Source organism: Variovorax gossypii (assembly GCF_003965815.1).
Classification (GTDB): Bacteria; Pseudomonadota; Gammaproteobacteria; order Burkholderiales; family Burkholderiaceae_C; genus Variovorax; species Variovorax gossypii.
The window spans coordinates 673,396-693,604 of record NZ_RXOE01000002.1 but is presented as its reverse complement, the minus strand read 5'-3'; the positions used below and the strand labels follow the sequence as shown (position 1 = coordinate 693,604).

The following is a 20,209-nucleotide window of genomic DNA, read 5'->3' as shown; positions in this document are numbered from 1 at the left end:
GCCATCATCCGGGCTGCTGCCTTCCGCCACAAGAAATTCCACGCCCATGCACCTGCTTCTCGTAGAAGACGACGACATGCTGGGTGAAGCCGTATGCGACGGGGCGCGGCAGGGCGGCTGGTCCATCGACCGCGTCGGCAATGCGTCCGCCGCCCGGATCGCCCTGATCGACCACGCCTATGCCGCCGTGCTGCTGGACCTGGGCCTGCCGGGTGGACAGTCGGGCCTGACCGTGCTGCGTTCGATGCGAAGCCGCTACGACCCGACCCCGGTCCTGATCCTCACGGCGCGCGATCAGTTGAGCGAGCGCATCCACGGCCTCGACGCCGGTGCCGACGACTACCTCGTCAAGCCTTTCCAGTTCGACGAGCTCTGGGCACGCGTGCGCTCGGTCATCCGGCGCAGCCAGGGGCGGGTGATACCCGTCTTCTCGCGCGGCGACGTCACGGTCGACCGCAGCCGCCGCGTGGTCACCAGGGCCGGCATCGAAGTGCCGTTGAGCGCGCACGAATACCGAACGCTGCTCGCCCTGCTCGAGCGCCCCGGTCACGTCGTCACGCGCGACCAGCTGCAGGATGTGGTCTACGGAACGGCCAGCGTCGTCGAGAGCAACACCATCGCCGTGTTCATCCACCAGCTTCGCCGCAAGCTCGGCGACGACCTGATCCGCACGGTTCACGGCCACGGCTATGTCGTCGGCCCGGCCCCGCCGTGAAGTCGAAGTCGCTCTATGCGCGGATGGTCCTGATGCTCGGGGCGACCATCGTCCTGTGCTGGATCGTGGCGTTCGCACTGCTGTTCGCCTATCTCGCGCACAACAAGACCAGCACCTGGGACGACAAGCTCAAGACCATCGCCACGCGCATCCTGACGACCATCCCCAACGGCACCGAGCTGGCCATCACGAGGCCCCCGTTGAAACTGCGCAACCCGGGGCTCGCGGAAGGCGAGCGGCTGGTCTTCCAGGTGTGGGTCGACCGCCGGCAGCTGGCGGTCACCTCCCCCGGCGCCCCCACCTCGCCTTTGCAGCCCAGTTTCGAGGACGGCGCCGCCAGCACGGAGATCGGGGGACAGCGTTGGCGCGTCTACTCCGTGTCGGACTCCGACGGCCGGGTCTACGTGCAGGTCGGCAATCTGCACAGCGTGGTGGATGCAGAGCTCCAGCACAACGCGCTGATCGGCCTGGTGCTCAACACCGCCCTGCTGCTGCTCATTGGCTCGCTGATGTGGCTGGCGGTGCGCAGTTCGCTCAGGCCGGTGGTGGCGCTGGAGGCCGCCATGCGAAGCCGGCGCAGCTTCGACCTCACACCGCTGCCCTCTGCCGCCTTGCCGCGCGAGCTCCATCCGCTGGTCGCGTCGTTCAACCACCTGCTGGGGCAGCTTTCCGAGTCGATCGAGGGCGAGCGCCGCTTCATCGGCGATGCCGCGCACGAGCTGCGCACACCGCTGGCCGCACTGCAGGCGCAGGCGCAGATCGCACTGCGCGCGAACACCGCTGCCGACAAGGACGTGGCGCTGATCAAGCTGCTTCGGGTCGCGCAGAGCAGCTCGCGGCTGTCCGAGCAGCTGCTCGACCTGGCGCGCCTGAACGCGAGCGCCAATGCCCCCCAGCACACGCTGGCGGAGCTGAGCGATCTCATCCTGCACGTGACGCGCGACTTCGACACACATGCCCTGCAGCAGGAGCGTTCGATCCTGCTGGACATACGCAAATGCGCCATCCGCTGCAACATCGACGAGATGGGCATCCTGCTGCGCAACCTGATCGACAACGCACTGCGCTACACCCCCAAGGGCGGGCGAGTCCGGGTCAGCTGCGGCCTCGAGCCGACGACCGGAGGGGAGGAAAAAGCAGAAGAAATCCGCGAGGTCTATCTCGAAGTGGCGGACGACGGCCCCGGCGTGCCATTGTCGGAAAGCAAGGCGATCTTCGAGCGCTTCCACCGGGCCGCCGGTACCTCCGCGCGCGGCAGCGGCATCGGCCTGTCGCTGGTGGCCGGAATCGCCCAGCTGCATCACGCGACCATCAAGACCGGGGATGGACTGGAGGGGCGGGGCTTCGCCGTGCGGGTGATCTTTCCGCCAGCAACGGCCCCGTCCGACTCTCAGAACCGGTAGACGTACCCAAGGCGCACGCCGGTCTGGTTCGACCGGCCGACCAGCGGGCTGTTCTTGATGCCGCTGCCGAAGCTGGTCGCGCTCACATCCAGGAAGACCGTCTGCCTAGGCGCCACGGCGTAGTCCACGCGCAGGCCCACTTCGACGTTCGTGGTGGCCTTGCCGGCATATTCAGCCCGGTCAGGCCGGGCCTCGACCGCCGTCACGCCGTAGTAGTAGTCGACGTACTTGCGGTCTGCCCACTGCGCGGCCAGGCGCGGCGTGAAGCCGAAGGCACCCGCGGAAAAGCGGCGATCCACCTGCACCTTGAACCTCGTGCCCTTGCTGTTGCCCGACCCGTCGGCCAGCAGCTCGGCCGACAGGTTGGCGATGTCGTTGCGCCAGATCGCCGCACCACCGAGCCAGATGCCGCCCTTGCGCTTGTCCATGCCGGCAAGATAGGGCGAATCGTCGGCTTCATAGCCGTCACCTGCATAGCGCGCACGCAGCCGAAACGAGACAGGCCCCGCGGACGGCAGCTTCACGTCGACGCCTGGGAACGCGACGCTGACCCATTTGTTCTCGTAGGTGAGCATAGGCATGGCCTGGGTCTTGTCGTTGAACTCGCGATAGGCCTTGCGCTCCATGCTCACGCCGATGCCGACTCCCCATTGCGGGGCTGCATCACTGGAACTGGAAGTGCCTTCCGCGAGCTGCGCCCATGCTGGCGAGAGACAGGCGGCGCAGGCAGCGCTCGCGGCGATGACTTTGAAAGGTGCGCGTGCAAGGCGCTTCCTGCCTTTGCTCGAAAGGCGGCTGTGCTCGATCATGAAGATCCTCGGGGTTGAAAAAATCGGCGGGCGGGCCTGTACGGGGCCAGACGCAGCGCCGATGAGCGCGCAGCAATTCAGCATCCGGACTCCAGTACGAGCGACTTGCGAGCGACACCATGTCGTCGCCTTCTGGAGCGGATGCTGATGGGGCGGCTTTAATAACTCTTTAGCGGTTTTAAGATTCGATTAACCGCACACGCGCCGTCCACCATCGCTTGATCTCGTTCGACTTTGCCCAGCTCAATCGAGCGCAAAGACCCGGCGATAGGTCTGCACCTGTCGGTCCGCGCCCGACCGCATGCCAAGTGCCAGTTCCATGCCCGTCGCACCTGTGCGCGCAGGCGCAACCGCAGGCAGCTGGCGCCAGCCCGTGCCGGGCTCCCACGCGCGAAGCTCGAAGGTGGTCACGTCGTCCAGCAGCGCCACGCGATCTTTCGTGTCGGGCGGAGGCAAGGGAAAGGACGCCGCCGCCGGCCCCGCCGCGCGGTAGAGCACGCCGCCGCGCTGCCACCACTGCACCCGCTGCCAGTAGCCCGGCGCGGCGGGCGCGGCCCGCACGATTTCCATGAAGAAAGGGAGCTCGGCCTGTCGGCGCACCTGCAGCGCAGCCGGCAACAGCGCGTTCGCCGCCGCGCTGCCTGATGGCTGCCATGGAAGCTCGGCGGTCGCGCGTTGAGAAAGATCACGCTCCAGCTGATCGAGCGCGCGCAGCAGCCGCGCGACCTCCTCGGTGCGGCGCTCCAGCGCGCTGTTGGCCCGGCTCACGCTGTCGAGACCACGCCATGCCATCACGCTCAGCACCGCCATGAGGGCGATGGCGATCATCACCTCGATCAGCGTGAATCCGTCCTGCCCGCGCGATCGCGTCGTCATTTGTCGGCTCCATCCGGCACGCGCGTGCGCAGCGAAGCCAGGCGCCGCTCACCGTCTTCGGCGAGATAGACATCGACCGTCACGGTGCGCAACCCGTCGACGGCAGCACCCGCTTCCGTGCGGCAGACCAGGCGCAGGCCGCCCTGCGCACAGGCGCTGCGCACTACGCCCGGCACCACCGGCCCCTGCGCCATGCGCAACTCCGCAAGCCGGTTCTCGGCCGACAGCATCGCCAGCGACTGCTGCTCCAGCAGTCCGAGGTTGGTGATGGTCAGGCTCGAAGCCCGCACGATCGCCGCCAGCGCGATGCTCACGATGGCCAGCGCGATCAGCACCTCGATGAGTGTGAAGCCCGACTCGCGCGGGCGCGGCGCCTTGTTCATGGACTGCTACTTCACTTCATAGCCGCCGGCGGCATCGCGCAGCACGGCCACCGTGACGCCGCCACGGCGCAGCTCGAGCCGCCAGACCGCACCGATCGGCTCGGAGGTCAGCAGAATCGGCCGCGCCGGCGTCACCTCCACCGGCCCCGCGCGCCACTGGCGCGGACGCAGTTCGTCGTCGCGGTTGAAGGTGTCGAGAGCACCGAGCGTCGACACCGTCGGTATCGCGCTGCCGGGCACGGCCTGCCACGTGCCGCGCGCGAACCGGTAGCCATCGGCATCCGCCTGCCATGCGATGACGCGGCCATCGATGCGCACTTCGTTCTGCGCCACAGCGAGCCGCAGGGCGAGCTCGCGCGCATCGCGCCGCAGCTCCTGCGCCGGATCGGGCGCGACGGCGAGGCTGATCGCGGCGGTCGCGATGCCGACGATGACCATCACGATCATCAGCTCGATCAGCGAGAAGCCGCTCTCGCCCGCGCGCCGTGCTCGCGCCGGCATGCACAACATCTTCATCATCCTGCGACGCCCATCGAAGAAGCCTCGCGCGATGCTAGGCAGCACGTGTGATGCCCCAATGAAGCCGCTGACACGAAACCCCAACGAGGCCGTGATAGACAGGACACCCGCCTCCCGCCGCTGCGGCAACCACCTGGAAAGCAACGATGACCGAGCCCGTGAAACCATCCGTTCGATACGCCGTCCATGCCGCTGGCCTGCTGCTCGTGGCGGCGGGCGTGGCGACATGGGCGCGCCTGCTGTCCGCGCCCGCACCGAGCGCACCCCCGCCGCCCGTGCGGACTACGCAGGCCGATCCTTCGGCCGACGCCATCGCCGCATGGTTCGGGCCCGGCGAGATCCGCGCAAACATCGCGGTCAAGGGACTGATCAAATCCGGCGAGCACGGGGTGGCCGTGCTCTCGGTCAACGATGCGGCGCCACGCCCCTATCGCACGGGCGAGGCACTCGGCAAGTCGGTCACTCTGAGCGCCGTCGAAGCCGATGCGGTGGTGATCGACAAGGCAGGCACGTCGCAACGCATCGCGGCGCCCGCACTGCCGCAGCCGGCCACGCCCGGCATCGCAAAGGCAGCGCCCGCAGCCGTTGCGACGCCATAGAGGCCGATGTTGCCGGCGCGCCGGCATCCACATCTCTCCTCAGCGCGCCGCCTGATGCGGCCGCGCCTCCGGCACGACCGCCGCGCAGGCCCAGGTCGACAGCGCATGCAGCAGCCCGCGATTGACGCGGAAATCGCCATCGCCCGATTCCGGCAGGAAGGTGTTCGAAAGACAGCGCGTGATCACGCGCGCCACGCGCGGATCGGCGCCCACCGCGTTCAGGTCTCGCGTGAACTCGACGCGGCCCGGCAGCTCGTCGGCGAACTTCTCGAAGCCCACGAACCAGCGAAACAGCATGTTGTAGGTGAGGCTCTCGTGCACCTTCTCGCCGTCTTCCAGCGAGTACACGATCTGCAGCACCAAGCTGCGCAGCAGCGTCGAGGCACCGATGCGGCCGCCGTACTGCAGCTCGAGGTCCGCCAGCAGCGGGCGCTCGTAGCGCAGCGCGTCCTCCACCAGGTCGTGCAGCGCCACCAGCGGATGGCCCTCGGGCACGAGGGCCCGCAGGTTGTCGGCCTGGACCCAGGCCTGGTGGCTCACGATCCAGACCCATGGCGATCCGTAGCGGTTGACCGCCACCGGCTCCTCCCGCGCATGCTCGACGATCTTCGAGAGCCTGGCATCCAGCTCCTGCATGGTGACCCGCATGGGTGCCGTCCACTTCATCACCTGTCTCCTCCAGTTCCCGAATGACTATGCAACAGGATGCGTGACGGCTGCGCGAGCGGGGCTTCCGCAGGGGCAGGCAGGCAACGCACCCGCCTATGGCTCATCGACCGTTCAGCGCAGGACGCCAAGGGCCTGCCTGAGCGTGGTGTCCACCCTGCGCACCGAGACGCCGTGGCGCCGGGCCACTTCCTGGCGCGACATCTCGTGCAGGCGCAGCGCCAGCAGCACCGAGCGGTGGCCGCGCGGCAGTCGCTGCATGGCGCGGTCCACCGCCGCCACCTCCGAGCGCGCCTCGGCAATCAGTTCCGGGCCCGGCTGCAGGTCGGCGATGACGTCGAGATCCGCGTCCTCCTCGTTCGCGCCTCCCGGCCAGCGCTTGCGCGAACGCAGGCTGTCCATCGCGAGGTTGCAGGCCACGCGGTAGACGTACGCGTCGGGGTTGGCGGGCGCTTCCTGCGGCTGCTTCTCGCCCAGGCGCAGCCACGCGTCGTGCAGGCATTCGCGCGCGAAGTCCGCGCACCCCAGATGCCGCTCCAGGCGCCGGTGCAGCTGCGCGTAGTGCGTCGCCAGGTGCACCTGCAGGTCGGGCGCCGGCGCAGCCGCTGCGGCCGGCTTCTGCGTGCACACCTGCGGAGCAGGCATGACGACGCACTCGCCGTCGTCATCGCGCAGCTCGCGCAACTGTTCGCGCAGTTGCCAGCCGGGCTGGAACAGCATGGAGAACCGGTCCGGCACGCGGCCAATGGCCTGGGTTTCTGGAGTCATGATGGGCTTCGCTGAACGCCTGGCAAGGCGCAGCCGGGATCTCCGGCGGCGGGCCTGCCAAGCCTTGGGACAAGGGGGAACGAACGGGCGCGCGCGGCGCGGGTCAACGTTGCAGGTTGGCGCGCTCCTCGTCCGTCAGTTGCCGGCTCGCCGACGGCGGCAGCTGGCCGCCGCCACCCAGCACGCGGATCACGCTGCGCGGGTTGTAGCTGGCCTGCACGCCCTTCCTGCCGTCGGTCGCATTGCCGCCGTCACTGCTGTTGCCGCCGCCGGTGTTGTCGCCGGCGGCCGGCTCGTTGCCGAAGCCCAGCACCCGCACGGTGAACACCGAGGGCAGCGCCTGCCGCGCCGCCGCCCGATCGCGCTGCAACGCCTCCTGCGCCGCCGCTCCGGCCTGCGAGGCCGCGGCGCTCGCGTTGGTGAGCGCGCTCACGTTCACCGAGGCCACCGCGGGCAGGCCGGACGACTCGCCCTTCACCTGGATGTTGGCCGCGTTCACCACCTGCAGTGCAGCAACGTTGACGCTGCCCGACACCCGGATGCCGGCCTCGCCCGCGTCGATGGTGCCCAGCGGCGCGATCAGGTCGACGTCGCCCGGCGGCACTTCCGGAATCGGCGCCAGCGTCGCGATGCCCGCGCCCGAGCTCGGCGCCTGCGGCGAGATCTCGACATTGCCCACGTTGTCGTAGACCAGCTTCGGCGGCGTGAACAGCACCGTCGTCTTCGAGCCCCGGCCCGCGTTGATGTCGCCCTTCTCCGACCAGGCGAGGATGCCCCCGCCGAAGGTCGTCATGATCCGCGACAGCCCCAGCAGCAGGCTGCCTTCGCTGAAGAGCCGGATGTCGCCCTGCCCCTGCGTCATCACGCCCGAACTGGCCGGCGGCACCGCGCCCTGCACGCCCAGGATGATCTGCCCGCCCGGCGCCATCATCTCGATGTCGCCGCCGAAATTGGTGCGCACGCCCGAGCCACCGAACATCGTGATGTCGCCGCTGCGCGCGATCTCGCGGCCGGCCGCGTCGCGGTCGGGGAAGAGCGTCGCGATCATCTCGCGGCCGCGCAGGTACGAGCCCTTGCGGCTGCTCGCGGCATCGTTGTATTCGCGGCCGCCTGCGCGCAGCTCGGCGTAGTAGACCTGCCGCAGGAAGATGCGCTGCTGCTCGGGCGCGAGTGCGTCGAAGTAGGCGAGCGCCTGCGCGGTGCTGCCGCCGCTTTCGAAGCCGTAGTGCTCCTTGAGCCATGCCGCAAGCTCAGCCTCGTAGGTCTTCGCGGCCTTGCCGGGCTGGCCGGCGAGCGATGTCGAGGGATCTGCTCGGTTCGCGGGGTCGAGGTAGCGAGTGCGGATGGCGGACATGTCCAGGCCATTCGCGACAGCAGAGGCGCCGACGCCAGCCATCATCGCGATCGATGCGCCCGGGCGCGTGTCGCCCGGCACGACCGGACCGATCGAGGTGATGCCGCCGCGATCCTCCTGCAGCAGATTGCGCCCCGCCGTGACCTCCAGCGTGCCGGGGCCGGCGACGTCGAAGTTGGCGTAGAGGATGTCGCGGCCTGCGGAGACGATGGAGACGTCGGTGGGGTTGTCGTGGACGATGAGGTTGCCGCGAAGCCTTGCGCCGCCAAGCTCGAAGCCCCCTCCAGTCGAGCTGCCCGGCGCCGAGCCGGTGTTCACGATGTCGCGGGCCGCCTTGATCCGTACTGGCGCGGCGGCGTTGTACCAGATGGTCTCCGAGCCCGCCGCCCCCCGCGTCACGGTCTCGCCTGTCTTCAGACCGACGATGTCGCCGCCGGCGGCGTAGAACCGGATCGGAGGCGCGCCCGCCGCGCGGTCGAGCCGTGCGGCGGCGGTGTTGAGGCCGAACGGGAAGAGCGTGGGCACGCCCCGGAAAGAGCCATCGGCATCGATGGCGATGCTGTCCCTGGAAAGGTTGGTCGCAAGGATGTCGCCCACGCCGTAGGCCTGGCCCACGAAGGCGGGATTGAACGGGGTGGGCAGCGGAGTGCCCGTACCCGACATGCCCACGGAATACTGGCCCGCGTAGATCGATCCGCGCGCAAGCATCTCCAGTTCGCCGGTGGCCGATGGCGCGAGGGTCAGGCCGTAGCTCAGCTTTTCAGGGAAGCCCAGGGCCTGCGGCAACGCCGCATAGCCGTAGTAGAGATTCCCCGTCAGCGCAGCAGCCCTGAAGATCGACGGATAGACGATCCATCCGTCCTTGGAGACGGTGCTGATCAAGGAGTCGTCCCTGATTGCCATGGTCGGCGTCAGGTGACCGCCGGCAGACACGAGGTCGATCGCGCTGCGGCTGGTCCAGAGACTGAACCAGCTCTGGCCTCCGCCGCCGGGGCTAGCGCCATTGACGGAAAAGGCGGAGCTGTTGGGCGTGTCACTGCGCCCCGGGTCGGCCGCGCCGCCGAGCGCCAGGTCGCCCAGCGCCTGGAGACGCACGGCCGTGTCGCCAGGCACGAGGTTGATGCCGCCGCGCGCGTTCGCATAGCTGGCAGTGAAGAGATCGACGCCGCGCGTATCGCTGGGGTCGATGAAAGTGTTGTTGCTCGACTGGTAGCTCAGGCCCACGCTGCCGATCGATGCGGCGCGAACCTCAGTGGCGCCGCGCAGGTTCGCGATGGAGCCTGCGAGCGCCAGTTTCTCGGCGCCCTGACTGAGCTTTCGACTGGAATTGAGGGCGCCGGCGATGCGCATGTCGATATCGCCGCCGCCCATGAGCGCGAGCGTGCCGTCCGCGGCGACCTGACCCGTGCTGCCCACCGCGACCACAAGTCCCTGGCTGCGATCCTCGAGGCTGGGGCCGGCTCCCTGGGAGCCGCGCAGGCCGATGGTCCCGGCCTCGCCGCCCACGCGCACACGCACGTCACCGCCGCCAAGCGCGCCGATACCCGTGAAGCCGACTACCCTGGGCGCGACGAAACCATCCACGCTCGCGGACCCGGTACCCGCAACATAGGTGCCGAAGTTGACCCACCAGGCGGTCGGAATCGGCGAGTCGATGGCCGCGGTGCCCGAGCCCTGCCGCCACAGCCAGTTGCCCGGCACCACGCCCGCCGCGGAGGTGCCCGCGGCGATGTCGCCCACGAGGTTGCCGCCGGCGGAGATCAGCACGTTGCCGCCCTGGTCGGGGTACCAGGCGCGATAGGCCGACAGGCTGGCGTTGTAGTCGAGCAGCGGGGACTGCGGGCCGATCAGCGTGCCCGTGTCGTCGAGCGCACCGCGCGGGCGATTGAACGAGGCACTGGCCGCCGTCGCGGAGCCTGCGGTGTAGACGCCATAGAGCGAATCCATGCGGATGTCGCCGGCGGCCAGCATCTCCAGATCGCCGGTACCGGTGCGCACTACGCTGAATGCAGGGCTGTCGGGCTTGCTGCCCGTGATGACGGGCTCGCCACCGGAGACAACGCATTGGCTCGGATCGAGCTCACACCAGAAGATCTCGTCGGGGGCCACTGGTGTACCCGCCGGATATCCCATGAAGTTGCCTTCCGCCCAGACCGTCTTCGACCCACCAAGTCCCGTCGTGAACGACATCACGTAGTGCGTATCGCCCATCCTTATCGCCCCGCCCGCGCCCGGCTTGAGCGCGCGCCGGTCGGCAGAGCCGAGATCGGCCCCCGCCACCAACTGCACGCCCCAGGACTCGGCTCCCTCGCCCAGCAAGGGTGCGACTGCCCAGTTGCGCCCCTGCGCGCCATTGGCCGTGGGACGCAGGTCGACCGGCTTGTCGTCGGGCAACTCCACCAGCGTCATCGAAGGAATCAGCGATCCTCGCGCCAGCGTGATCCGCCCGGTGGTGGTCATCGCCACCGGCAGCGCCACGCCCTTGGGCCAGGTAAGTGCGGACACGCCCGCCTGCGACCGCAGCGTCGTGCCGGCGCCGAGCCGCGTGCCGGCGCTCAACGTCACAGCCGAGGACAGCACCGTGCCGGCGGCATGGGCCACGGAACCGTCGGCGTTGTAGATGTTGGCTGCCAACACGGTGCCCGCGGCAAGGCTCAGCGCACCGGTGAGCACTGCATCCACCGGCAGCACGGTGCCCGCCGGCAGCGACATCGCCGCGACGGGCACGCTGTAGTTGAGGGTCGATCCGGCCGGGAAGCTGGTGCCGGTGTCGAGCATCACGCCATCGATGGGCACCACGATGTCGCCGCCGAATGGCGTACCTGCACCCCCACTCGAACTGCGCGCCTCCGTCAACACCCAGCCGCTGTCGTCGGGCGTGGCCGCGGGCGGCGCGAAGCCGTCGTTGATGCTGCCGTGGATGTTCAGGTTGCCCGCGGCGCGGATCACCAGCCGGCCCGGCTCGCCGAAGCCGCGCCGCGCCGGATCGATGCGGTTCGCATTCGGACCATAGCGATAGCCCGACAGGTCCAGGTCGCCGGATACCGTGAGATCGCCGTGCGGGTTGGTCGTGCTGTTGCTCACGATCTCCACGCCGGGGCGCAGGTGGTAGTTGCCCAGGCCCGCGAGCCGGCTGCCCAGGGCCGAGTTGCCCAGCGCCGAATTGACGAAGGCCACGCTGTCGCCGTCGATGCGATCGAGCATGCCCTGCGTGACGAGCTGCGGCCGGTAGCCCGACACATCGGGCAGGTCGGCCAGCGGCGCGTCGTCGTAGCGGCGGAAGGCGTTGACCGCGACGGTCTTCGCCCCCTGGATGACGGGAGCGCCATCGACGGTGACCGCGACATCGTTGCTGCCGACACGCGGAGCATTCAGATCCAGCGTGCCGCGCGCCTTGCCGTCGTTCTGACCCGGCTTCGTGCCCACGGGCACGTCGGTGCCGACGCGCAGGTCGATGCGGGCACCGCTGCCCAGCGTGAGCATGCCTTCGCTGCTGGTGAGATCGACGACGGCCCGGTTCGGGCTGTCGATGATCTTGCCGCGGCTGTCCACGCGCAGGCCCGTGCCGTGCGCGTCGAGCATGCCGTTGACGCGCAGGTCGCCCCTGGCCGCGAGCCGGATCGTGCCGACCTGGTAGCCGCTCGCGTCGATGCGACCGTCGACCGTAAGGCTGCCGCCGTCGAGCGTGATCGCCACCTCGCGGGCCTTCACCCCGTCGCCCACGGTCAGGTCGCCCTGCTTGATCTGGAAGCGGCGGGCACCGAACACACCACCTTCGTTGAGCCGGCTGTTCAGGCCCGCGAAGTCGCCCAGGGTCTGCGCCCGCACCGTGAGTTCGGCTGCGTCGTAGGGCACGACCGTGCCGCCGGCGTCGTAGCTGCCGCTGCTGCTTCCGAGCAACGCGCCGGCCAGTTCGACGCGGCCGGCACCCGCTGCGATCGCGGTGGCTTCGACCGTGCCGCCCCGGTTGTTGCGCGCGGAGACATCGATGACGGAACCCGCCGCCTGGGTGATGTTGCCCGCGCTGCTGGACAGCACGAGGTCGCCGCCCCAACTGTACTTGTCGACGTCGAACAGCGAGACCTTCCGACCGCCCAGGTCGATGCGCGATCCTGCGCCGAGCACGACGTCGTCCGTCGCCGCCAGCACCAGCCGGCCCGAGGGCAGCACGATGCGGCCGTCCACGCCGATGCTGCGCCCCCTGAGCTCCAGGGTCGCTCCGAGCGCGTCGTCCGGGGTTGCCGCTGCGGCGCCTTCGGGCGCAGTCACGGCGATGGCGCCGCCGGCGGTGATCTTCGTCGTCGAGCCTGCCTGCCCTGTGAGCAGCGGCGTGACGATCGACAGGTTCCCGCCTTCGTGCGCGAAGCCCTCGCCCGGCTGGTATTCGCCCTGCCGGTGATACACCGACAGCGTGCTCTTGCCTGCGGAAGTGACGCGTTCGGTAGCGCTGAGCTTCACGTCGGCGAACCCCAGCGCGAGCCGCGCGTCGGTCGCTGTGTTGTCCGGCTGCGTGTAGGGACCGTAGCCCAGCACGATGCGCCTGGCGGCGATGTCCAGCGTGCCGTCGCCCAGCGCCGCGGCCATGGCAGCGCCCGGCACGGCCTGCGAACCCGTCCAGACGAATTCGCCTGCGCGGATCGTTGCAACGTCGCCTGCCGTGCCATAGCCGTAGATCGCGGGTGTACCGAGCACCAGTCGATTCAGCCTGGACGCGTCGAAGCCGACCGTGCCATGGATGTTCACCGCATCGCGCGCATAGAGGCTCAGGGTCTCCAGGGCGGGCGCTCCGGTGGCCGTGTTGCCGGCCAGCAATTCGTCGAGCCGGCCCTGGCTGAGCGCCAGGCCGCGCGGCAGTCGCCCGGCGGCACCGGCGGCGGCAAGGCTCGCGTCCTCGCCCAGATTGACCGTGGCGACTGCCAGCGAAAGATTGCGCGTGCCGTAGGAGACGTTGCGATTCAAGGTCAGCGCACCGTCGGTGGCGATGGCCAGCGTGCCTTCGGACACCAGTTGCGCGGTACCGTTGCTGCAGGCGGCGCTCACGCAACTGCCGACGTCGATCGTCACCGGACGTGTCGCTGCCGACGCCTGCGGCCGCAGCTGCAGGTTCATCCAGCCGTTGGACAGGGCCAGCACACCGTTGCCGGTGAAGAGGTAGCCCGCGCTGGAATCGAAGCCCTGCGCGCCGCGGCCGATCGTGCTGAGAGAAGCGCCCGGCTCGACGACGATGGATACGTCGCCGGCAAAGGCCGGACCGCTTGCAAGGATCAGGTCCCCTGCCGACAGATGCGCGCCGCTGCGCACGACCAGGCTGCCACTGCCGGCGATGTCGGCGATGCCGCCGCGTGCGCCGTAGGTGAAGCCGATGTCGCCGTTGAGCACCAGCCGCGGCGCATTGAGTCTGTTCAGTTCGTCCGCATGAACGGATGCCCCCTGCAGGCCTTCGGTCGCGCTCTGCCCGGTGGCCAGGACTTCGCGCACGTTGCGCACATTCACTGTCCCGCCGAAGCCTTTCGCGCCGGCCTGCGGGGCGATGCGCAGTTCACCGTCGAACTCGAGCGCGGTACGTTCCGTGTCCGATTTCGCAGGCCTGGACAGGAAGACGTCGAGCTTGCCCGCATCGGAAGTGAGCATCGCGCGCAGGAAGCCGCGCCGCGCCGCATCCGACAGCACGAAGGCGTTGTAGTCCGTCTCGTTGTAGCCGGAATAGCTGCGCACCTTTGTGCCGGGCGTGACGACGAGCCGGTGCGGCAGTGCGTCGCGGATCGCGGTGTCGGCAACGCCGAGGTAGCCGGATGCGACGTAGGAGCCATTGCCGATGTTCGCGACACCCGAGGCCGGCACTGCGGCGCGGTCGGTGGTGCCGATCTCCACCCGGAACGCACCGGGCAGCAAGGCATAGCTGGAGGGCATCAGCGTGTAGGTGCCGGCGGGCAGGCCGGGAACGCCCGCGGGCACGGTGACCTGCTGGCCGACCCCCGGCGTGCCGTAGCCCGCTTCCGGCGCGACCGGCGCGTAGCGCGCCGCGCTCCCGGGCACGATCGCATAGACGACATTGCCGGCGCTGCTGTAGCGATTGGCGGGATTGGCGTTGGCCAGCGGGGTCCGCAGCACGTCGACAGAGCCGCCGCGCCCGGCCGTGAACCCGGCGCCCAGGAGCGTGCCGCCGCCCGACAGGTCGAGCACCGAGCCGGCCTGGGCTTCCACGTGGCTGGCCTTCAACTGGACACCGCGCAGCGCCGCGGCAAGGCTTTGCAGCGTCACAGGCGAACCGTTGTAGAGATAGCTCAGGCCATCGACGGTGCCGCCGTAGGGCATGGAGAGCCCCTCGCCGCTCGTCGAGGTGATGCTGCCCGGAAGCAGCACGACCCGGTTCGTCGTCGTCGCGGAGTTTTCCGCCCCTCCCAGCACGAGCAGGCCCAGGGGTGCCCGCACGATGCCGCCCTGCTCGATGGTCTCGGCGCCCAGGCTGAGGCTGCCGAAGGCCGAATAGGGCATCGCGACTTCGCCCTCTGCGTTGCGACGGATGGAAAGAACCGTCCCGGGAACATATTCCCCGCCCTGGCTCGTGAGCGGATCAGCCCTCTGGACACCCGCCGCGATCTGCGCGCGTGCGCCCGTGGCCGGGTAGATCTGCCCTGCGGTGAGGGTCAGGTTCCCCGGGGCCGCCAGCTCGGTGACGCTGCCGCTTGCCTTTCCTCCCAGGAGACGGATGTCGCCCCGGCTGGCGATGTCGACGGCGTCGAACCCGCGCCGGTCCACCGTGTAGCTCGAGGTGCGCAGATTGACATCGGCATGGGAGCCGAACCCGACGCGGTCGCGCACGTCGACCAGGCCGCCCGCCACCGATAAAGCACCCGTGCGCGGCTGCCGCGAAGGACCGTCGGCCCAGTTGGCTGCCGGCAGTATGGTTCCGTCCGGGGCCGTGCGCGTCACGCCGGCCAGGCGCACATAGGGCGCGGACAGCGACACCTTCGTGCCGGCGGCGGCGTTCTCGCCGAGCGCGAGGGTGCCCGCGTACAGGCGCAGGCTCTGGCCCATGCGCAGCGCCACGTCGCCGTCGAAGCTCAGCGGGCCATGGACGAGCACGGAGAGATTGTCGAAGCCGCCCGCCTCGATCCGGTCCACGCCGATGCGCGCCGTGCCGGTCAGCAGCGCCTTCTTCGCGTCGGCCATGGTCGAGGCCGCGGCCAGAGGGCTGTCGCCCTGCGCCTGCGCGAGCACCAGTTCGCGATGCCGCAGCACGTCGCCCTTGATGGTGTCCCTCGGGTAGGCGACCGACTCGAGAGCCAGCGCGAGCGTGCCGCCCGCGGCCCCGGTTCCGCCGGCCGCGGCGCGCATCGTGCCATCCAGGTACAGGCCCTGGCTGGACTTGAGGATGATCGAGCCACCGTTGCTCGCCACCGTCGTGGCCTGTCCCGCGGAGTCCAGCGCCGCGCTGGCGCCCGAGGCATCGAGCAAAGCGCCACCTCGCACGACGACGAATGCGTCGGGCGTATCGGCCATGCCGGAGTCTTCCCAATCCAGCCCACCGCCGATGCTGATGGTGCCGCCGTCGGCGACGCGACCATAGGTCCGGCCGAGCACGTCACGCGCCGTGGCCGCGCGCGCCGAAACGTCGAGCACGGCACGGTCGCCGATCCAGACCAGGCCGGGATTGCTGAAGGTACCCTCGCCCGCGATGGCGATCGTGCCTCCCGGTGCGCTGAGCGCTCCTTCGACCGTGATGTTGCGGCCTCGCAGCGCGATCGACTGGCCGGGATCGACGGCGATCGTCGCACCCGGGCGGACATCGATCGGTCCGTTCGCGCCGGAAGTGCCCGCCGATTGCAGCGTCAGGCTTGCGCCGCCGCGTTGGGTAAGCACTCCCCGCACCGGGTCTTCGGTCCAGAGCGGCGGTGTCCAGAGCTCCAGCGCACCGGCGGGATCGCTGCCCGTGGCTGCACCCCTCGATGCATCCGGAAACCGGTAGACCGGCATCCGCACGTCGAGCCTCGCGTTGTCCGCGACGACGACACCCATGTGGCCATTGACGTCGTAGCGGGCAAAGCCCGACTGGAAAACAGCCGGGCCGACCGAGGTGCCGGCTCCGACACTCACCGCCTGCCGGAACGCCGAACCCGCGGCCACCCTTGCGCCGCTGGCAATCGTGAAATCGGCCGGGGCCTTGTTCCCCGCGGCGATCGTCAGCGTCTCCGGCGTGATGGAAAAGCCGTTCGGGAAGACGTTCGCCGGCACGACGTAGCTGATGGGGAAACTGTTGGCTGCAGCGCCGCTGATGCCGATCACCCTCGCGCCCGCCGGCACCGTCTCCGTTCCCCGGGGATCGCCCTTGTGGTCGGCCCTGAAGGTCCTGGTGGCGCCATTGACGATGGCGGTCACGCTGTAGGTCAGGAGCCCGCCTTCGGCAAAGGGCAGCTTCCAGTCCGCCGCGAGAACGACGGAATTCGCGCCGGCGTCGAAACGCGGAGGCGTGCCCACGGCCTCTCCGGGCAGGGCTCGCGAACGCTCGTAGCTGTAGTCCACCGGCAGGAGGTCGCCGGCCCTCACCTGGTAGTCCTGCAGCAGGATCAGGTCGGTTGGCGCCACCTCGCCAGCACCCAGCGTTCCACCGATGCCCGGCACCTTGCCGCCCACGGCAATACCGGTGCCGGACGCGATCCTGAGCGTGCCGCCGCCATTGACGCCATACCCGCGCACGTCGCCGTCGAGGGTCAGCAAGCCATGCGTCGAGGCATCCGCCGGCGGCAGCATGTCCGCCCAGAGCGTCACGTCACCACCCCGGCCGCCACGCGTCTTGCCGTTGGCCAGCACCGCACCGCCGGAAGACACGTCGATCAGCGTGCCGCTCTCCAGCTTCACCGAGCCCGAGCCGCGGATGTTCACGCTGCCGCCATCGAGATACGCCAGGCCGCCAGTGTTTTCCGGATCGAGTTGCAGGTTGCTCCACAGCCCGCGCGCATCGATCTTCGCCCCCTTGGCAATCACCACCTCGACCGGCGTGTCGGCAGCCAGGGGCAGCGGCCCTTCGACCGGTGCCCCCGTGCTGCTCACCGAGTTCAGCACATTGCCCAGCATGATCGAGCCGCCGCGCGCGGTGAGACCGGCATTGACCGAGACCTGGGTCGCGTGGAGCGCGATGCCGCCGCCGGGCTTCACCGAGAGTTCGCCGTCGACCGTCACGCTCCTGCCGGCCAGCGCGGTGATGGTGCCGAGGCCGAAGCCATTCAGGCGCTCGCTGTCGACGTACAGCGTATCCCTTCGTTCCTGGGGCAGCACGCCGTCGGGCGTCAGGTCTGCTCCGAGATCGGGTCGCGAATGGCCGAAGGTGATGCGGCTGGCCACGGGCGCGAGGTTGTGGAAGATGCCGACGGGGCCTGCCTTCGCATCGCCGTTGTAGCCTGTCGTGTAGTTGCCGAGGATCAACTGCGCGGCCTGCGCCGCCGAGTTGTGCGACTGGGCGTAGCCGTCGAGGCTCGCGTCCCGGCGCTCGACCTGGCGCGGCCCTTGGAAGGCTTCGGAGGTGACGCCGCCCTCGAGCACCGCGGTACCCGTGGCCACCGTCAGCCGGCCCGCGTCGCGTCCTACCGTGTAGCCGTTCTCCAGCCGCTGCTGCGGCCCGATCAGTGGGTTGTAGAAGTAGCCGGTGGTCTTTTCGCCCCAGCGCTTGTGCTCGTCCTCGAAGCCCCTGTAGAGGCCGGTGTAGGCAATGTCGGCCGGCGCGCTCGAGACTTCGTACAGCCGGCCGTCGGGCCCCTTGAGCCAGCTCTGGCGCATCGTGCCGGTCTGCACCGCCAGCGTGCCACCCGAAAGGTTGATGCTGGAGCCGGCCTGCGTGACGAGCTCGGCGCCCGTGAAGCTCACGCTGCCGCCCTGCGCAGCCCATTCGCCGACGCCGTGCCCTTGCAGACCCAGGTAGCCGCCGACCTCGAGCAGGCCGCCCGGCGTATACCAGCGCTCGCCCTCGTAGCCGCCGGTGCCCGCGGCCACGCGCAGCAGCTTGCGCCGGTCGATCCATACATTGGCGTTGTTCAGCATCGAGGTGTCGCGGTTGAGCGGCGCATCGCGCTGCTCGTTGCCCTGGATGTTGATCTGCACGTTGTTGGAGGCCATGGCCACCTGCACGCCCATCGCGCCCGAAACGTCGAGGCGTGCGCCGTCGGCCACCGTGCTGCGTCCCGCGGTGCGGCCCGCGCTCACGGCCAGTTGCCCGCCGGTGGCCAGCGTCATGGAATCGCCCTCGAACAGCACGCGGCCACCCGAGACGATCTCGATGCGCGAAAGGTCCTGACGATCGTCCTGGCGCGAGAGGTTGTCGAACGCGCCCTGCGCCAGCTGGCTGCGCACGACGTTCTGCTTCGCGGACTCGAGGATCAGCGCATCGCGCTGGCTGTCGAGCGCCGTGCGCCCGTTGCGGTCGTCGAGCAGCACCGCGTTCAGCGCCCGCTGCGTGACGGTCACGCTGCTTTGCGCATCGCTCGCCGAAGCCAGCAGGTGGATGGTGCCGCGCTTGTCGACAGTGGTGGTGGCCAGCGCCACGCCGTCCTGCACGACCTTGCGCCCGGCCAGCGTGACGTCGCCCTCGGGCGCCTGCAGCAGGCCGGTGTTGATCACGCGGCCGGCCGTGCTGTCGGCATTGAAGCCTGGCGCCACTTCGTTGCCGCGCGTGGTGGAGTGCTGGTTCGCCGCCGTGCCCTGTCCGGGACGCACGATGAAGAAGTCGCCGGCGGCCATCTGGACCTGCCCGCGAGGCGTGGTGATGGTGCCCGCGTTCGCCACTTCCTTGCCCAGCAGCAGCACGTAGCCGCCGCCCTGCTTGACCGTGGTGGGGGCGGTGGTCGATATCTGCGCGCCGGCCTCGACCTTCACCGAGCCCGCCGCGTCGGTGAAGCTGGGCGTGTAGCCGCTGCTCGTCGTGGCGCTGTGGATGCCCCGGTTCCTGAACTGCTCGTCGGCGATGCTGGCCGCGGCCGCCACCAGGCTTCGCGTGTCGACCTGGCTGCTGCCGCTGAAGACGATGCCGTTGCGGTTGGCGATGAGCACCGTGCCGTCGGCCTTGATGCTTCCCTGGATCTGCGACGGCCGCGCCTTCGGATCGTTCACCCGGTTGAGCACGGCCCAGTCGGCCTGCTGCTGGAACTCCACGGTGGTTCGCTTGCCGACGTTGAAGGTCTCCCAGTTCAGGATCGCCCGGTCGCCGGTCTGGCGAATGGCGACATGCGCGCCACCGTCGGCCTGCGGCGTCTGCACCGGCGCATTGGCGCTCTGCCAGCCCGCGGTCAGACTGTTGGTGTCCACGCGCAGCCCGCCTTCGGCCAGGCCGTCGGGAACCGATGACGGATCGGCGAGCGCCGCCTGTCGCGCGGCGGCTTGTGCCGCCTGCTGCGCGGCAATGGCCTGGGCGGCGATGTTCAGGTTGTCGATCGAACGCCGCAGCTGCGCGTTGGCCTGCTGTTGCTGCTGCGCGGGGTTCGTGAGGCTGGAAGCCGGCTGGCCGTTGGGCAGCCGGCCGGTCTGCGCGGCGCCGGCCTGAGCCGCGCCCTTGGCCGCGAACCACGCGGGACTGAGGCTTTGCGCAGCCTGCGCGGTGCCCAGGACACCAGTCGTCGCGAGCGCCAGAGCCACGGCGCGTGCCAGCGGCGTCGGACGGAGTTGTTCACCGCCACCGGGCGAACTGCGCCGCCCCGCTGCGGAACGGCGCGAACGGGATGCGTGCGGATTCAAGACCATGATTGCCTGGAGCGAAATTGCAATGAAGAGGGGTCGGACGCCGCGCCGGCTGCGGCGCCGCGATCGGAAATACGGATATCGCCGGCGCCGCGCGCGATCGAGGGATGGCGGGCGGCGCCCCGGCGCCGCGAACGCTGCGCGATGCCGCGAGCGGCGGGCAGCAGCAGGCGCCACAGCGCCATCGCCTCGCGCCAGGCCCTGGCGTGCGCCGCGCTGCGGGCGCACCAGCCCTGCAGCGCGAGAACCTCCGTCTCGCTGATGCGAAGGCGGTTCAGGCGAACGATCCAGTCGAATGCCTCGCTCAGGCAGGCATCGTCACTGCGTGCCTTGCGCGGTCGTTCGTCGTGAGGCGTCGGTTCCATACCCCATGACGAGCCTGCGCGAGGCAAC

General features: G+C 69.7%; 11 protein-coding genes. 3 read left to right on the top strand and 8 right to left on the bottom strand.

All coding sequences use genetic code 11. The annotated features are described in order from the left end of the window. The first annotated feature begins 46 nt into the window (after positions 1-46). Together EJP69_RS10855 and EJP69_RS10850 are read left to right on the top strand one after the other, a co-directional pair. Positions 47-715, top strand: a complete 669-nt coding sequence (locus EJP69_RS10855) for a response regulator transcription factor (protein WP_126470036.1) — start codon at positions 47-49, stop codon at positions 713-715. Continuing rightward, a complete protein-coding gene (locus EJP69_RS10850) occupies positions 712-2,118 on the top strand; it encodes an ATP-binding protein (RefSeq protein WP_240652112.1) in 1,407 nt (468 codons plus the stop codon). The genes EJP69_RS10855 and EJP69_RS10850 overlap by 4 nt, the downstream gene beginning before the upstream one ends. On the opposite strand, the gene EJP69_RS10845 is transcribed toward EJP69_RS10850, so the two are convergent. The 4 genes from EJP69_RS10845 to EJP69_RS10830 all read right to left on the bottom strand — a co-directional run bounded on the left by EJP69_RS10845 (position 2,106) and on the right by EJP69_RS10830 (position 4,687). Further along, positions 2,106-2,927, bottom strand: a complete 822-nt coding sequence (locus tag EJP69_RS10845) for a MipA/OmpV family protein (protein WP_126470034.1) — start codon at positions 2,925-2,927, stop codon at positions 2,106-2,108. The genes EJP69_RS10850 and EJP69_RS10845 overlap by 13 nt on opposite strands. A 243-nt stretch (positions 2,928-3,170) precedes the next feature. Continuing rightward, entirely contained in the window at positions 3,171-3,803 is a 633-nt protein-coding gene (locus EJP69_RS10840; protein ID WP_126470033.1) for a PulJ/GspJ family protein, read from the bottom strand. After that, the gene (gene gspI / locus EJP69_RS10835) at positions 3,800-4,186 is read right to left on the bottom strand and encodes a type II secretion system minor pseudopilin GspI (protein ID WP_126470031.1); all 387 of its coding nucleotides are present in this window, start codon (positions 4,184-4,186) and stop codon (positions 3,800-3,802) included. Before gspI ends, EJP69_RS10840 begins: the two co-directional genes overlap by 4 nt. A 6-nt stretch (positions 4,187-4,192) precedes the next feature. After that, on the bottom strand, positions 4,193-4,687 hold the full coding sequence (locus EJP69_RS10830; RefSeq protein ID WP_170217091.1) for a prepilin-type N-terminal cleavage/methylation domain-containing protein: 495 nt from the start codon (positions 4,685-4,687) through the stop codon (positions 4,193-4,195). 164 nt (positions 4,688-4,851) lie between these two features. Here EJP69_RS10830 and EJP69_RS10825 point away from each other — a divergent pair, with 164 nt between their 5' ends. Beyond that, positions 4,852-5,304 (top strand): type II secretion system protein N, encoded by a 453-nt coding sequence (locus tag EJP69_RS10825; protein ID WP_126470027.1) that lies wholly within the window; start codon positions 4,852-4,854, stop codon positions 5,302-5,304. 39 nt (positions 5,305-5,343) lie between these two features. Here the strand turns inward: EJP69_RS10825 and EJP69_RS10820 are convergent, their stop codons facing one another. From EJP69_RS10820 to EJP69_RS10805, 4 genes are all read right to left on the bottom strand, one after another. After that, complete coding sequence (locus tag EJP69_RS10820; protein WP_126470025.1) at positions 5,344-5,970, bottom strand: transposase; 627 nt, start codon at positions 5,968-5,970, stop codon at positions 5,344-5,346. 114 nt (positions 5,971-6,084) lie between these two features. Continuing rightward, positions 6,085-6,738, bottom strand: coding sequence for an RNA polymerase sigma factor (locus EJP69_RS10815; RefSeq protein WP_126470023.1), 654 nt, complete (start codon positions 6,736-6,738; stop codon positions 6,085-6,087). 103 nt (positions 6,739-6,841) lie between these two features. After that, positions 6,842-19,819, bottom strand: a complete 12,978-nt coding sequence (locus EJP69_RS10810) for a filamentous haemagglutinin family protein (RefSeq protein WP_126470021.1) — start codon at positions 19,817-19,819, stop codon at positions 6,842-6,844. Further along, on the bottom strand, positions 19,810-20,181 hold the full coding sequence (locus EJP69_RS10805; protein WP_126470019.1) for a FecR/PupR family sigma factor regulator: 372 nt from the start codon (positions 20,179-20,181) through the stop codon (positions 19,810-19,812). Before EJP69_RS10805 ends, EJP69_RS10810 begins: the two co-directional genes overlap by 10 nt. Positions 20,182-20,209 lie beyond the last annotated feature (28 nt).